Consider the following 14,380-nt stretch of genomic DNA (forward strand, 5'->3'; position numbering starts at 1 on the left):
GCGCTCCGGCCGGCCTGCGGGGCGTAGCGGGCGGCGCAGGCCGGCCGGGAGCGCGGCCGGGCGGCGCAGGTTCACCCGCTGGAGGTCCGGGGCGCCGAGGCGCTGCCGGTGCCGGCGGCGCCGGGCCGGACCGCCGAGGTGATGTCGAGCACGAAGACCATCGTGGCCCCCGGGCCCACCCCCAGGCCCGGGCTCCCCTTGCGGCCGAACGCCTCGGCCGGAGGCGCCACCACCAGCAGTCTGCTGCCGACCCGCCGCCCGATCACGGTGTGCTCCAGCGCCCCGATCACCTGGTCGGCGCCCGCCTGGAAGAGCTGAGGCCGCTCGCCCGGGTCGTACGAGCTGGGCACGGCCCTGCCCTCCGTCCAGTCCACCGCCGTGTAGTCGACGGTCACCCGGTCCTGCCGGCGCACCACCCGGCCGTCGCCGGCGCTCACCAGGCGCACGGCGAACCGCTCGCCCCGCGGCGGCCGGTCCGGCACGGTCAGCACCGCCCTGGTCCCGAAGGCGCCGGAGACCGTGATCCCCGGGTCGATGCTCCCGACGTCCCCCGCGGCACCGGCGCCCCCCGTCCCGCCGCCCGGGGCGGCCGCGCCCGGGGTCCCCCCGGCCGGCGGGACGGCCCGCGCCGCGCCGTTCCCGGGCCCGGCGGCCCCCGGGGCGGCCGCGCCGCCCGCCGACTCCCGGGCGCCGCCCGACACCTGGTTGACCACCGTGTACCCGACACCCCCGCCGGCCAGCAGCACGAGCGTGGCGACCGCGGCCAGCAGCCGGGGCCGGCCGGGGCGGCGCCCGCCGGGGACGGTCCACTCCTCGTCCGGCGCCGGCCCGCCCCGGGCCTCCCAGCCGGTCCGTCCGTCGAAGCCCCGCCCGTCGAAGCCCCGTCCCCCGAGGTCCCACCCGTCGAGGTCCCATCCGTCGCCCGGCGGCACCGGCTCGCCGCCGGCCCACCGGTGGGGCGCCTCAGGCCCGTACGGCACCCGCCAGTGCGCCGCCAGGGCCGACTCCAGCGCATCGCCGCCCGTCGTGCCCCCGCCGCCCGGGGGCGTCCCGGCGGACAGCAGGATCAGGCAGCGCCCCACCAGCTCCGCCGCGGCGGGCCGCCGCGCCGGGTCCTTGTCCAGCGCGGCCCTCACCAGCGGCAGCAGCCCTGCGGGCACCCCCGCGGTGTCGGCCTCCTCCCGCATGATCCGGTACGCCACGGCGTCGGGTGCCCCGCTGCCGAACGGCAGCCGTCCGGTGGCCGCGTACGCGACCAGGGCGCCCCAGGCGAAGACGTCCGCCGCGGTGCCGCCCCGGTCGCCCCGGTACTCCTCGGGGCTGGTCCAGCCGGGCGTCCCGGTCCAGCCGCCGGTCCGGGTGATCGCCGTCTCGTCCAGGACGCGGGCGATGCCGAAGTCGAGCACCCGCGGCCCGTCGGACGCCAGGACGACGTTGCCGGGCTTGAGGTCGCGGTGCACCACGCCCGCGGCGTGCACCCGGTGCAGGGCGTCGGCGACGCCCGCCGCCAGGGCCGTCAGGGTGGCGCCGGGCAGCGCCCCGTGGCGGGCCAGGTGGTCGTGGAGGGTGGGGCCGGCGACGTACTCGGTGGCAAGCCAGGGGCGGGCGGTGTCGGTGTCGGCGTCGAGCAGCGGCACCAGGCAGGGGCCGGTGACCCGCCGCAGCAGGTCCACCTCGCGGCGGAAGCGGGCGCGGAACGACGGGTCGCCGGCGATCTCGGCGCGGACCGCCTTGACCGCGACCCGGCGGCCGTCCCGGCCCTCGCAGGCGTAGACGATGCCCATCCCGCCCGCGCCGAGCCGGCCGAGGACCCGGTACGGGCCGATCTCGGCGACGTCTCCGTCGACCAGGGGAAGAACGCGGCTGGTGGCCATGGCTCCTCGGGTGGCGGTCGAGCCCCGCTCCGGCGCGGGGCGGCGGATCGGGGCGGCGGACCGGCCGCCGCCCGGGCGGCGGCGGCGTACTGCTGCACGCATGACGCGGCCGGGCGCCGAAGGGTTCACCCGGGACGGGTCCCGCGCCGCGGTGAGGGGACCGCCCCGCCGCGCGTCGTGACGCCCCGACGCGCGCCGCGGCGGCCGGGCACGCCGTTGACGGCGCGGACGGCGCTGGCTAGCGTCCCGTCAACAGAGTGTTGAAACCGGTACCGGACCCCCGGAAGGGGCGCGGATGGCGCAGCACGACACCCCTGCCCGCACCACGCTCCCCGCCGCGCTGCGCGCGGACGTGGACGCCTCGCTCGCCGCCGTGGACGCCGACCTCGCCCGCCGCTACCCGGGCGACCCCGGCACCCGGCAGCCGGTGCACACCGTCTACGTCCCCGCGGACGTCCTCGACGCCGGCACGGTGCGCTCCTGGGGCGACCGGGCCCTGGCGGCCATGGACGCCCACGCGCCCGGCCCGGCGGCCTTCGCCGCCGCCCTTGGCCTGCCCGCCGGCCCGGCCGCGGAGGAGGTGCACGGCCGGGTCCGGGCCAAGCTCGCCCGCGAGCCCGTGGAGGACCTGCGGGTCGACTTCGAGGACGGCTACGGGATGCGCCCCGACGCGGAGGAGGACGCCGCCGCGGTCCGGGCCGCCCGCCTGCTGGCGGAGGCCGCCGCCGAGGGCTCCGGGCCGTTCTGCGCGGGCATCCGGATCAAGTGCCTGGAGGCGGCGTCCCGCAGCCGCGGCGTCCGCACCCTCGACCTCTTCCTCACCGCCCTCCTCGACGCGGGGGGCGGCCTCCCGGAGGGGCTGCGCGTCACCCTGCCCAAGGTGGCGTACCCGGAGCAGGTGGCCGCGATGGTCCGGCTGTGCGCCGGGTTCGAGGAGGCGGCCGGGCTGCCCGCCGGGCGGATCGGCTTCGAGATCCAGGTCGAGACCACGCAGGCCGTCCTCGGCGCCGACGGCCGCGCCACCGTCGCCCGCATGATCGACGCGGCGCGGGGCCGCTGCACCGGGCTGCACTACGGCACCTTCGACTACAGCGCGGCCTGCGGCGTCGGACCGGCCCAGCAGAGCCCGGACCACCCGGCGGCCGACCACGCCAAGGCCGTGATGCAGGTCGCCGCGGCCGGCACCGGCGTCCGGCTCTCCGACGGCTCGGTGAACGTGCTGCCGACCGGCACCACCGCCGAGGTCCACGCCGCCTGGCGGCTGCACCACGCCCTGGTCCGCCGGGCCCTGCACCGCGCGTACCACCAGGGCTGGGACATGCACCCCGGCCACCTGCCGACCCGCTACGCCGCCGTGTACGGCTTCTACCGCGAGGGGCTGGCCGGGAACGGCCGCCGCCTCGCCGCGTACCTGGCCCGCACCTCCGGCGGCGCCGTCCTGGACGAGCCCGCGACCGCGCGGGCGCTCGCCGGGCACCTGCTGCGCGGCCTGGACTGCGGGGCGCTCGACGCGGCGGAGGTCGAGCGGGCGTCCGGACTGGACCGCGCCCGGCTGGAGGCCCTGTCGGGGCGCGGACCCGCGGGCTGAGGGCGCCCGCCCGCGCCCCGCGCTGTCCCCCGCACTCCGTTCGCTGTCCCCGCACCCCGCGCGCTGTCCCCCGCGCCCCGCGCCCCCCACGCCCGTGCCCCCCACGCCCGCGCCCCTCATGCCCGGCCCCTCATGCCCGGCCCCGGACACAGCCGGCCCCGGACGCAGCCGACCCCGCGCCGGCGGTCGGCGCGGGGTCGGCGGGCGGGTCCGGGACGGGCCCGGACGGGGGTCAGCGCAGGTCGGCCGCCTTCACCGACCAGATGCCGCGCCCGTGCGTCGCCGCGTACACCTTGCCGTCGGGGCCGAGCTTCAGCTGCTGCACCGCCACCGCGGGCAGGTCGCCGACGACCTCCCAGCCGCTGCGGTGCGGGGCCCGGTAGACCACGCCGAGGTCGGTGGCGAGGGCCACGCCGCCGCCGGGCAGCACGAGCAGCGCGTCGGCCGGGGCGTCCGGCAGGTTCGCCGAGACGTCCTTCCAGCTCGTGCCGCCGTTCCAGGACTCGAAGACGTGGCCGATGCCGGCGCCCGGTCCCTCCGTCCAGTGCCGGGAGAAGCCGTTGACGGCCAGGTAGACGTGGTCGGCGTTCGCCGGGTCCACGGCGAAGCCGGACAGGTAGCGGTTGGGCACGGTGCCGTCGACCGGCAGGTTCAGCTGGTGCCAGCCGGTGCCGTCCGCGTTGCCGACGGCGATGCCGCGGGCGAAGCCCACGTTGTTGCAGGGGCCGCACCAGGCCGCGTAGACCCGGCCGCCGGAGGAGGCGACGGCGGTCGCGACGTGGCCGGCGCCCAGGTCGAAGGCGTTCCTCCACTCGTCGGAGCTGCGGATGGCGTACCCGTGGGTCTGCACCCACACGTGCCGGCCGCCCGCGATCCAGGTGTTCCCGTCCTTGCCGTCGGCCGCCAGCGGGGCGATGAAGCGGGCCCCGGCGCCGCCGAGCCGGTTGTCGGGCGGGGCGACCGCGTACGAGGTGGCCTTCGACGGGTCGGTGAGCCAGGAGCCGTCGTTGACGGCGCAGTTCTGCGTCACCTGCAGCGCCAGGTACACGTACTCCTGGGCGATGTTGCAGCCGTTGCCCGGGTCGGTGAGGGTGTCGCCGCCGTCGCCGCCGAAGTTGGAGCCCATGACGCGGTCGCGGCCGCGCAGGATCGACTGCCCGTTGTCCTGCAGGCCGCCGTTGACGGCGACGCCGCCGAAGTCCCGGTCCTGTCCGACGCCCACCGAGTAGTACTGCAGGGTGTCGATGGTGCCGTCGTTGAGCGAGGTCCAGTCGGTGGCGTGCCCGGAGGCGTCCGCGGCGCCGCGCGTCGGGCGCCGGTACACGCCGCCGTCGTCGCCGACGTACAGGTAGGACCTGCCGTGGCTGCGGCCGACCGCGACGGCGTGCTGGTCGGGGTGGGTGGTGGCGTTGCAGTCGCCGGTCTGCTTCGACGGGTCGATGGACCAGCAGGAGAAGCCGAAGTTCCAGTACGGGCCGGGCGCCGACCAGTTCGCGCCGCCGTCGCGGGTCTCGAAGACCTCCTCCAGGCCCGCCCACACGTGCTCCGGGTCGGCCGGGTCGACCTGCAGGAACTGGTTGTACCAGGCCTGCACGCCCGGCATGTAGCCCGGGTCGGTGAGCGCCGAGCCCGACTTCGCGAGCGTCTGGTAGTCGGCGATCCGCTTCCAGGGGCCGAGCGGCGAGCCGCTGCGCGAGACGTAGACCCCGGCGAGCGAGCTGTCGGGGTTGGTCGCGAGCTGCGTCGGCGACTGGTCGATCGCGTAGTAGCGCGAGCCGTCGGCGGAGCGGGCGAAGGTCACCGAGCCCACCTCGTCGGGCGCGGTCGGCAGGTCCCCGAGGCCGGTGGTCAGCCGATGCCAGCTGCCGTCGGCCGCCTTGGCGTAGAAGCCGTTGTAGTCGTCGCCGCTGCGCCAGCCGACCGCCAGCACCACGCGGGAGGGGTGGCGGGGGTCGACGGCGACGTCGTTGGTGATGTTCTTGTAGGGCGCGTCCGGGTCGGAGGCCTTGGGGTGGCCGGGGAGGTAGTCGGGGTTGGGGGCGTACTCCAGCTTCCACGCGCCGGTGAGCGTGCGGGAGGAGTGGCTCCACACGCCGCTGCTGGTCGCCGCCCAGACCCTGCCGCCGGCGAAGCGCAGCTGGTGGATCGTGGTGTTCTCCAGCTCGGGGCCGCCCACCCGGTCGCGCTCGGTGAAGGCGCCGTACCGGGGGTTGGAGAGCGCGTAGACGCCGCTGCCCAGGTAGGCGTCGGCGTTGGTGTTGGCCTCGCCCGTCGCCAGCCACAGCCGGCCGCCGTCCAGGGCCAGGGCCCCGGTGGACTGCGAGGGCAGCCGGTCGCTGATCGGCTGCCAGTGGCCCCCGCCCTGCGAGGAGCGCCACACGCCGCCGCCCGCGCTGCCCGCGTAGACGTACCCGTCGCCGTCGGCGGCGAGCGCGGTGGTGCGGCCGGTGACGCGTCCGGCGCCGCCGCTGGAGTTGGAGTCGATGTCGCGGTAGCGCGGGTCGTCCGAGTCGTAGGGCAGCTTCGTCACGTGCCGCCACCGGCCCCCGGCCTGCGGCAGCGCCTGCATGGCGTTCCAGGCGGCGGTGTACGCGCCCGGCCGGAGCGTGCCCGGCGAGGTGCGGGCCTCGGCGTACTGCGCGGCGCCCTCGGCGATCTCGTCGGCCGCCTCGCCCCCGTCCCCGTCCTCGGCCGCAGCGAAGGGGTGGGCGCCGGTGCTCCTCGCGTCCTGGACGCGGTGCCTGGCGGTGTCCGCCAGCTCCCGCGCCCCGAAGGGCTTTCCTGCGCCGCCGGGAGACGCCTGGCCGGCGGGTATGCCCACCAGGGTCGACACGGTGACGGCGGCACAGATCGTGAGCCACCGTCTGGTACGGGTTGGTGCTGACAACAGTTCCTCCCCAGCGTGGATGTGCGTTCGGGGGGAACCCGACCACGGGAGGGGCGGGAGGGACCCGGCCGGTCGCGAGATTTGACCGAAGCTTTGTACGGAACCTGACATGAGGGGCATACCGCCTCCCGCCGGGCCCGCGCATAGGGTGGACGGTGACACCGACCCGCCCTCCCGGGAGCCGCATCCGCCATGTCCGACCCGCACCGCCACCTCACCGTCAAGGGGCCGGCCCGGCACGGCATCGAGATCAAGAAGTCCCGCTTCGTCTGCTCCCTCGCCCGGGTCGCCGACGAGGAGGAGGCGCAGGCGTTCATCGCGGCGGTCCGCAAGGAGTTCTGGGACGCCCGGCACAACTGCACCGCGTTCGTCGTCGGGGACGAGCAGCGCCGGGAGCGCTCCAGCGACGACGGGGAGCCCGCCGGGACGGCGGGCGTGCCGATGCTGGAGGTGCTGCGCCGCCGCGGGCTCACCGACACGGTCGCGGTGGTCTCCCGCTGGTTCGGCGGGGTGCTGCTGGGGGCGGGCGGCCTGGTGCGGGCCTACGGCTCCGCGGTCTCCGAGACGCTCGACCTCGCCGGCGTGGTGGAACTGCGGCCCGTCGCCCTGCTCGCCGTCACCGCCGACCACGTCCGCGCGGGACGGCTGGAGAACGATCTGAGGGCCGCCGGGCACGCCGTGCGCGACGTCTCCTACGGCGCCGCGGGGGTCCGCATCGAGGTCGGGGTGCCCGAGTCCGGCACCGCCGCCTTCCACGCCTGGCTGGCGGAGGCCACGGGCGGCACCGCCTCCGCCGTCGAGACGGGGCGGACGCGCATCGAGGCCGACGCGGACTGACCGGCCGGGCCGGGCCCGCAGCCGCCGCCCGTGCCCGCCGCCCGTGGCGGGTCCGCCCGTCCGCCTGCGCCTGCCCGGGCCCGCCGCCCGCGACCGGTCCGGCGCGTGCCCGGTGCCGCTTCCGCACATCGCCGGCCGGCCGGCCGTACCGACGTGCCCGTGCGCCCCGCCCAGGCGCCCCCGGCGTCCGGGGGAGGCCCCGCCGGGCGCACGCCGGGCCGGTGCGCACGCCGCTCCCTACGGCCCCCGCCGGCCCCGTACGGCCCCGTGCGGCCCCGTACGGCCCCGTCCGGACCTTCCCCGGGCCTCTCCCCCGAAAGCCGCCCCGGCTGCGCTCCGCAACCGCCGAATCACTCGAACGGGTGACCACCGTCCGGCCCAGGAACTCATGCCCGGGGCGGCGGCGTTCTCCCACCAACCGGTACGGACGGGACACCTCGCCCGGCCGACGGCCGACACCCACCCACGGAGGACAGCAGGATCCCACCGCAGCACCACGGGAGGACCAGCGCATGACCCGTCCCACCTCGTCCGACCAGTCCGATCCGCCCGCAGCCCGCTACCGCATGGTCGTCACCAGCGGCCACGGCCACACCGACACCGCCGCCCTCGCCGACCAGCGGCTCCGCGGCTGGCTCAAGCAGGAGGGCTACGACGAGCCCCCCGCCGCCCCCGCCCCTCCCGTCGCGGACGGTGCCGCCCCGCCCGAGGCCGCCCGGTACCGCATAGGCGACCGCGCCTCCCTCGACCTCGACGCCGGACCGCTGCGCGGCGGCACCGGCCGCTACCTGCGCCGCCGCGTCCGCCAGCCCGCACCGCACGGCGTCCGCCAGACGACCCTCACCGTGGCGACCCCGTCCGGGGGTCCCACCTGGGTCCGCCTGGAGGCCGAGCACCTGCCCAACGGCCCCGGGGTGCGCAGCTCCGGGCGGGTGCCCGTCCCCGGCCTCGCCCGCGACCTGCTCCCGCTGCTCGACGCCTCCGACGGCCCGGCCGCAGTCCGCGACCGACCCGCCGTGGTCGGCCCCCGCGCCGTGGACCGCCTGATCGACGAGCTGTGCGACCCCGACCGCCGGCTGCCGATCGTGGTCGCCAGCGTCCCCGCCGACCTGGACCGCGACGCCTGGCTCGCCGACGCCGTCCGGCCCGCCGTGGCCGGCCTCACCGGCCTGGCCGTCCTCTACGTCCTCGACCACGCCGCCCGCCCGGCCTTCAACCTGGCGCTGGAGTACCACCCCGTCTACGGCGGGGCCGTCCGCACCTACCTCCCCGGACTCGACCCGGCCGCCCGCGGCGACGGCGTCCACCACCCCGTGATGTCGCGCCGCCTCCTGGAGGACGATCCGCGCCGCGCCGCCGCCATCCTCGCCCGGGAGCCGCGCCGGCTCGCCGCCGACACCCCGCTGCCGGACGTCCTCGCCGACGTCCCGGTGCTCCGGACGCTTCCCCTGCCCCCTGCGCCGCCCCGGCCCGGCAGCCCCCCGGCCGACCAGAACGCCCGGGGCGCCCGGACCGACCAGGACGCCCGGGCCGCCGAGGCCGCCGAGGAGTCCGCACGGGAGGAGCAGGCGGGAGCGGACGAACTGCAGCGCATAAGGCGTCAACTCCAGCACGCCGAAAGGCTCGAGCGCTCCCTCCTGGCCGAGGCCGACGACCAGTACGAGGCGCTGAGGCACGCCCGGGCGCAGGTCCGGGTGCTCACCCGCAGGCTGGTCAGCGCCGCCGGCCCGGCCGCCGCCGATCCGGCGGAGGTCGCCGGCGACGCACGGCGGGAGGAGGACGCCAACCCGGCGACCTTCGCCGAACTCGTCGCCCGCCTCGGCGAGTTCCCGTCCCTGGTGTTCACCGGGGACGTCAAGGAGGCGCTGGCCCTCGACGAGCGCAACGCCGGGCCCGGATGGGCGCGCCTCGCCTGGGACGGCCTGCTGGCCCTCCAGGACTACGCCGACGCGGCCGCGCGCGGCCGCGCCCACGGCGACTTCAAGCAGTGGTGCGAGCACACTCCGCCGGACTGCCACCCCTTCCCACCGCGCAAGGCCGTCCGCGGGGAGTCGCACACCGTGAGCACCAACGCGAAGTGGAAGAAGGAGCGGATGCTGCCGGTGCCCCATGCGGTCGACCCCTCCGGCCGCGCCTTCATGGGGGCCCACCTGCGCATCGGCGGCGGCGGTACCGCGCCCCGGCTGCACTACCTCGACGACTGCTCCGGCACCGGCCGCATCTACATCGGATACATAGGACTCCACCTCACCAACACCCGGACGAACTGAGCGGCGGAAGCGGCGCCCGCCGCCGGGTCTCCGCCCCGGTGCGGAGCGGCGGACGCGGGCCGGGGGGTCCGCCCTCCGCTGCCCCCGGTGTCCCGCCACTCCGCGTGCGCGGGCCCGGAGGCCTGGGCGCCGGGCCGTTCCCGGCGCCGGCCCTGGTCGCTCCCCGTGCGCGGGTCCGGAGGCGTCCGGGGCTGTCGGCTGCGGCAGAGGCACGTTCCTCCGCAGAGGCCGGGGCCCGGGGTTCCGCCTCCGGGCGGGATCCACCGGAACGGGGCCGGCCGGCCGCCGCGACCGCGCCGCCTCCGGCGCTGCACCTCCGGGGCGGCACCGCTCCTGCGGCAGTGCCGTCACGGCACGGCCGCCCGGACGCGGCCGGGACGCCTCTGGGGCGCACCCCCCGCGCTCCGGCGCGCCCCCGTCCGCCGGAAAGCTCGCCGGTGATCCCCCACAGGACCCTCCGGGGCGGAACAATGGCCCCGGGGGCCGCCGGAACGCCCGCGGGCGAGGCCCCCGGTACCCGACGACCTGCCGCGCGACCGGACGAAGCCGACCACGGGGGAGCGACCGCCGATGCAGTACCCGCAGAACCGCACCACCGGCCGCCTCACCCGCTCCCTGTTCCGCCGGGATCCGGACGGTCCCGTCCCGCACGACCCGGTCCCCGACGGCACCCCGCCCGGCCCCGTTGCGCCGGGCGTCACCGTGCCGGCCGGCCCGGCGTCCGGCGATCCGGAGCAGTCCGGCCCCCCGGCGGGGCGCGGCACCGCCACGGCGCCGGACGCTCCCTGGGCGGGGCCCGGGGCCGGCGGCGCACCGGACCACGGCGTCCGCGTCGCCCGCGAGCGCACCGCCACCGCGGCGGCCGAACTGGCGCGCTTCCTCGACCTGCTCGACCGCGCCGGCCGCCCCGGCCCGGCGGTCGACTTCGCGTCGCAGCGGCGTGTCCACGAACCCCGCCCCTACGTCGCCCCGGCAACCGCCGAACCGCCCCGCTGGGAGGAGTTCGCACCGCCCGAGCCGGCGGGCGCGCCCGCCGGGTCCGCAGACGCCGCCGACGCCGGCCGCCGCCTGCTCGACCCCGTGTACCAGCGGGAGCGCGCCCAGGCGCGCCTGCGGCACCAGCGCGCCCTGCGGGAGTGGCGGGAGCGCCAGGAGCTGCTGGACGGCGACGACGACGCCCGGACCCGCGCCCGGCAGGACCGCATCGAGCACGAACGTGCCGAGCTGGCCCGTGCGCGCGCCGTGGAGGAGTACAACGCCACCCTCGACGAGTGCCGCCGCGCCTACCGGGCCGCCGAACCGGCCGCCGTGGAGTCGCTCCTGGAACGGGCACTCGCCGCAGCCGGGCACGCCACCCCCGACCTGCCCGCCGCCTGCCGGACGGCCTTCCGGCCGCTCACCCGCACCGCCGTGCTCGACCTGGAACTGCCCTCGCCCCAGATCGTCCCGTCCATCGCCGGCTACCGGCCCTCCGCCGAGGGCGGACCCCCGGAGCCGGTGCCCCGCCCGGACAGCGAGCGGGCCGTCCACTACCTCCAGCTCGCCGCCCGCCTGGCCCTGCGCGCCCTGCACGCGGTCGCGGCCGCGGACGGCGACGAGGTCCTGGGCGGCGTCGTGCTCAACGGCTTCGTCCGGGGGCCGGGCACGCCGCCGGGCGGCTGCTGCCTGCTCACCGTCGACGCCGACCGGGACGACCTCGCCCGCACCCGCCTGCTGCCGCCCGGCCGTCCCGGCCTCCCTGCCCGCGGCAACCGTGCCGACCGTGCCGACCGGGAGGACGCCCTCGCGGTGCTCCGCGCGCTGCCCTCCGCGGTCACCCCCGACCCGTACGGGCCCGCGCCGGTCACGCCCCTGGCCACCGCCAGCGCCGCGGTGCCCGCCGAGGGGGATCTCTCACCGGCGGAGTTCTCCCGGCTGATACGCGAACTGACGGCCCGTATGGGGCTCGGCGGCTGGACGCTCCGGCTGCGGGGCCGCGACGGCCTGGTCGCGGTCGCCGAGGGCGGCGAGGCGGCGGCGCTGCCGGGGCGCCGGGTGGTCTGGGCGGCCCGCCGCCCCGACGGGGTCGACGCCGATGCGGTTCGGACCCTGGCCGAGGCCGTCGCCGAGGAGCGCGCGGACGGGGGCGTCTGGCTGACCACGGCGCACTTCACCCCCGAGGCGGCCGAACTCGCCGCCGCCGACGAGCGGCTGCTGCTGATCGACGGCGATCGGCTGCGCCTGCTGCTCCGCACCCACCTGGACGGGGAGCTCGCCTCCGGCACGGACTGACGGACCCCGCGGTCCCGGCCGATCGTCTCCTCCGCCGACCGCCGACCGCCGACCGCCGACCGCCACCGCCGACCGCGTTCCCCGACCGTCGGCTGCGGTCTCGCGCGCCTGCGCCGCCGGAGGGCCGCGGCGCAGGCGCGGACCGTCCCCGCGCGCCGGGCCACCGCGGCACCGCGTGCGGCCGGGGCGCGCCGGAAGGCGTCGAGCCCGCAGCGCGCCCCGGTCGGGCGGCCCCGGCGCGGACTCCCGGGGCGCGGCGCCCGCAGCGCGCCGTTCGGTTGCGGGTCCTGTTCCCGGCGGCCGCAGGCTGTCACGCTGGTGGGTATGGGAATCGCGTTTGTGGACAGGTGGCGTGCCCGGCACGGCGGGGCGGCGGTCGCACCGGCGGCACAGGCGTCCGACGCGGCCGCCGCGGCCGGGGGGACCGATGGGACCGGGGGGACCGGCGAGGGGATCGGCGGACTCCTCGCCGAGTGCGAACTGCTGCGCGAGCAGGCGGGCCTGGCCGGCGTCGTCCTGGACGACACCCCGGCGTCCCTCTCCGCGCTCGACCAGCTGCTGCCCCGTTGGCGTGACGACCCGGAGGCGTCCGACTGGCTGGGCAACGACGCCGGCCTCTACCTGGGCACCGTCATCGTCCGCACCGTGCCGGGGGCCGCCTGGCGCGTCTGGCCGGACGGCCGCCCGACGGTGCTGCTGCCCGCGGGGCGCGAACTGGACGTGGTGCGGATGGGCCACAGCTGGGCCACCGACGGCTACCCCGAGCTGGCGGTCGCCTGCGCGGAGGCCGAGGAGGACTGACCCGCCGCCGGAGCCCCCGGCCCGCCGGGCGCCGGGTGGCGGCCCATCCCGGGTCCGGCCGGGTCCGGGCGGTGTCCCTCCACCGTCGGGTGGGCCGGGAGGGACGACGCCGGCATGCGGAACACCGCCACCGCCCTGAACGGCGCCAGGCACTCCTGCGGTGCCGGCCCGCCGCCGGTCCAGCGCACCGTGAGGTCTGATCCGCGCGCCCACAGTTCGGCGCCGGTCGGCTTCCCGCAGCCGACCGCGTCGGTCACCGCGACGAGCACCTGCCCCGGCGCCGGGACGGCCGGTCCGCTGCCGGCGAGCCTGGCGCGCAGTGCCGCGGCCGTCTCCTTCCCGCCGCCCACGTCGAACCAGTGCGGGTACGCCCGGGCGTCCTGCGGGGTGGTGAGCACCGAGTCGGCGCCGCTCGGGATGCCCACCGCCACGCGGAGGAGGACGGTCCCGGCGTCCACCCGGTGGCCGCCCGTCCCGGCCGGTCCCGACGGGGACCCGGTGGGTGGGGCCGGGGGCGGGGGAGCGGCCGACGACCCGGCGGTGCCGCTCCCGGACGGATCCCCGCCCGGGGTGACCCGGGCGGACGGGGTGGAGCCGCAGCCCGCCAGGACGGCCGCGCCCAGGACGGCGGCGAGCAGTCCGGCCGCCGGCCCGCCCCTCCGCCTCCGCGCGCCGCCCGCTCGTGTGCCGCCGGCCTGCGGGCCGCCCGCCGACGTGCTGCCCGCCGACGTGCTGCCCAGCGGTCCGGACCGGTCTGTGTGCGTCGCAGTCATGTCAATCCGACGCGGCCGGTGCCCGCCCGGTTCCACCGTTCCCGGGGACCGGATCCGGGGCGGGGGCCGCCGCCGGAACGGCGACCGAACGCAGGGCGCCCGCCGTCCGCCCCGTGCCCGCCGTCCGCCCCGTGCCCGCCGTCCGCCCCGTGCCCGGCTCGGGGGCGGCACCCCGCATCGGCCAGTGGTCCCGCACCGCAGCCAGCGCCGCCGTGATCGCCGGGCGGCGCGACGCCTGCTGCCGCCAGAGCGCGAACACCCGGCGGACCGGCTCCGGCCGCACCGGCCGCGCCACCACCCCCGGCGGGAGCGGACCGCGGCCGAGCCGCGGCACCAGCCCCACCCCCAGGCCCGCCGCGACCAGGGCGATCTGCGTCTCGAACTCGCCCACCTGGTGGGCCACGTCCGGCTCCTCGCCGGCCTCCCGCATGGTGCGGACCAGCCAGTCGTGGCAGATGTTGCCCGGCGGGACGCTGATCCACCGCCGGCCCCGCAGGTCGGCGGTGCCGACCACCGCCGCGGCCGCCAGCGGGTGCCCGGCGGGCAGGACCAGGTCCACCGGGTCCGTGCCGAAGTCCTCCCGGGCCAGCCCGTCGGGCACGGGCAGCGGCGTGTTCTCCCAGTCCTGCACCACCGCGAGGTCAACCTCGCCGCGGGCGACCATCTCGGCGGCCTGGTAGGGGTCGGTCTCCAGCAGGCGCACGTCCAGGTCCGGGCACCGGACCTGCAGCTCCGCCAGCGCCCCCGGCAGCAGCCCGCGGGCCGCGGTCGCGAAGGCCGCCACCATGAGCCGCCCGGCGGCGCGTCCGCGCTGCTCCTCCAGGGACACCTCCGCCTGCTCCACCAGCGCCAGCACCTGCCGTGCCGTGGCGGCGAGCGCCTGCGCGGCGTCGGTGAGCACCACGCCCCGGCCGCGCCGCTCCAGCAGGACGGTCCGGGTCTCGCGCTCCAGTTTGGAGATCTGCTGGGAGACCGCCGAGGGGGTGAAGCCCAGCGAGGCGGCCGCCGCTCCCACCGAGCCGTGCACCGCCACCGCGTGCAGCGCGCGGAGCCGTCCGAAATCCATCATGCAGCGATGC

General features: G+C 78.4%; 9 protein-coding genes. 5 read left to right on the plus strand and 4 right to left on the minus strand.

Translation table 11 applies throughout. The features are described 5' to 3' along the window. Positions 1 to 71: 71 nt before the first annotated feature. The gene (locus tag LO771_RS13570) at positions 72 to 1,874 is read right to left on the minus strand and encodes a protein kinase (RefSeq protein WP_230652016.1); all 1,803 of its coding nucleotides are present in this window, start codon (positions 1,872 to 1,874) and stop codon (positions 72 to 74) included. A 295-nt stretch (positions 1,875 to 2,169) separates the two neighbouring features. On the opposite strand from LO771_RS13570, the gene LO771_RS13575 reads away from it, so the two are divergent. Further along, positions 2,170 to 3,462 (plus strand): aldolase/citrate lyase family protein, encoded by a 1,293-nt coding sequence (locus LO771_RS13575; protein ID WP_230652019.1) that lies wholly within the window; start codon positions 2,170 to 2,172, stop codon positions 3,460 to 3,462. 232 nt (positions 3,463 to 3,694) lie between these two features. Here the strand turns inward: LO771_RS13575 and LO771_RS13580 are convergent, their stop codons facing one another. Further along, positions 3,695 to 6,349: a glycosyl hydrolase gene (locus LO771_RS13580; protein ID WP_230652022.1), complete on the minus strand. Its 2,655-nt coding sequence runs from the start codon at positions 6,347 to 6,349 to the stop codon at positions 3,695 to 3,697. 192 nt (positions 6,350 to 6,541) lie between these two features. On the opposite strand from LO771_RS13580, the gene LO771_RS13585 reads away from it, so the two are divergent. The 4 genes from LO771_RS13585 to LO771_RS13600 all read left to right on the plus strand — a co-directional run bounded on the left by LO771_RS13585 (position 6,542) and on the right by LO771_RS13600 (position 12,528). Further along, positions 6,542 to 7,186 (plus strand): YigZ family protein, encoded by a 645-nt coding sequence (locus tag LO771_RS13585; protein ID WP_230652024.1) that lies wholly within the window; start codon positions 6,542 to 6,544, stop codon positions 7,184 to 7,186. A 512-nt stretch (positions 7,187 to 7,698) separates the two neighbouring features. Further along, positions 7,699 to 9,456 (plus strand): hypothetical protein, encoded by a 1,758-nt coding sequence (locus LO771_RS13590; RefSeq protein ID WP_230652026.1) that lies wholly within the window; start codon positions 7,699 to 7,701, stop codon positions 9,454 to 9,456. 570 nt (positions 9,457 to 10,026) lie between these two features. Beyond that, positions 10,027 to 11,727, plus strand: coding sequence for a restriction endonuclease (locus tag LO771_RS31030; protein WP_304944804.1), 1,701 nt, complete (start codon positions 10,027 to 10,029; stop codon positions 11,725 to 11,727). A gap of 324 nt (positions 11,728 to 12,051) precedes the next feature. Then, positions 12,052 to 12,528, plus strand: coding sequence for a DUF6278 family protein (locus LO771_RS13600; RefSeq protein ID WP_230652028.1), 477 nt, complete (start codon positions 12,052 to 12,054; stop codon positions 12,526 to 12,528). On the opposite strand, the gene LO771_RS13605 is transcribed toward LO771_RS13600, so the two are convergent. Then, positions 12,483 to 13,301, minus strand: coding sequence for a hypothetical protein (locus LO771_RS13605; protein WP_230652029.1), 819 nt, complete (start codon positions 13,299 to 13,301; stop codon positions 12,483 to 12,485). The genes LO771_RS13600 and LO771_RS13605 overlap by 46 nt on opposite strands. Before the next feature lies 1 nt (position 13,302). After that, on the minus strand, positions 13,303 to 14,370 hold the full coding sequence (locus LO771_RS13610; protein WP_230652031.1) for a LysR family transcriptional regulator: 1,068 nt from the start codon (positions 14,368 to 14,370) through the stop codon (positions 13,303 to 13,305). Between the last annotated feature and the right edge of the window lie 10 nt (positions 14,371 to 14,380).

The sequence above is a fragment of the Streptacidiphilus sp. ASG 303 genome (assembly GCF_020991365.1).
Classification (GTDB): domain Bacteria; phylum Actinomycetota; class Actinomycetes; order Streptomycetales; family Streptomycetaceae; genus Peterkaempfera.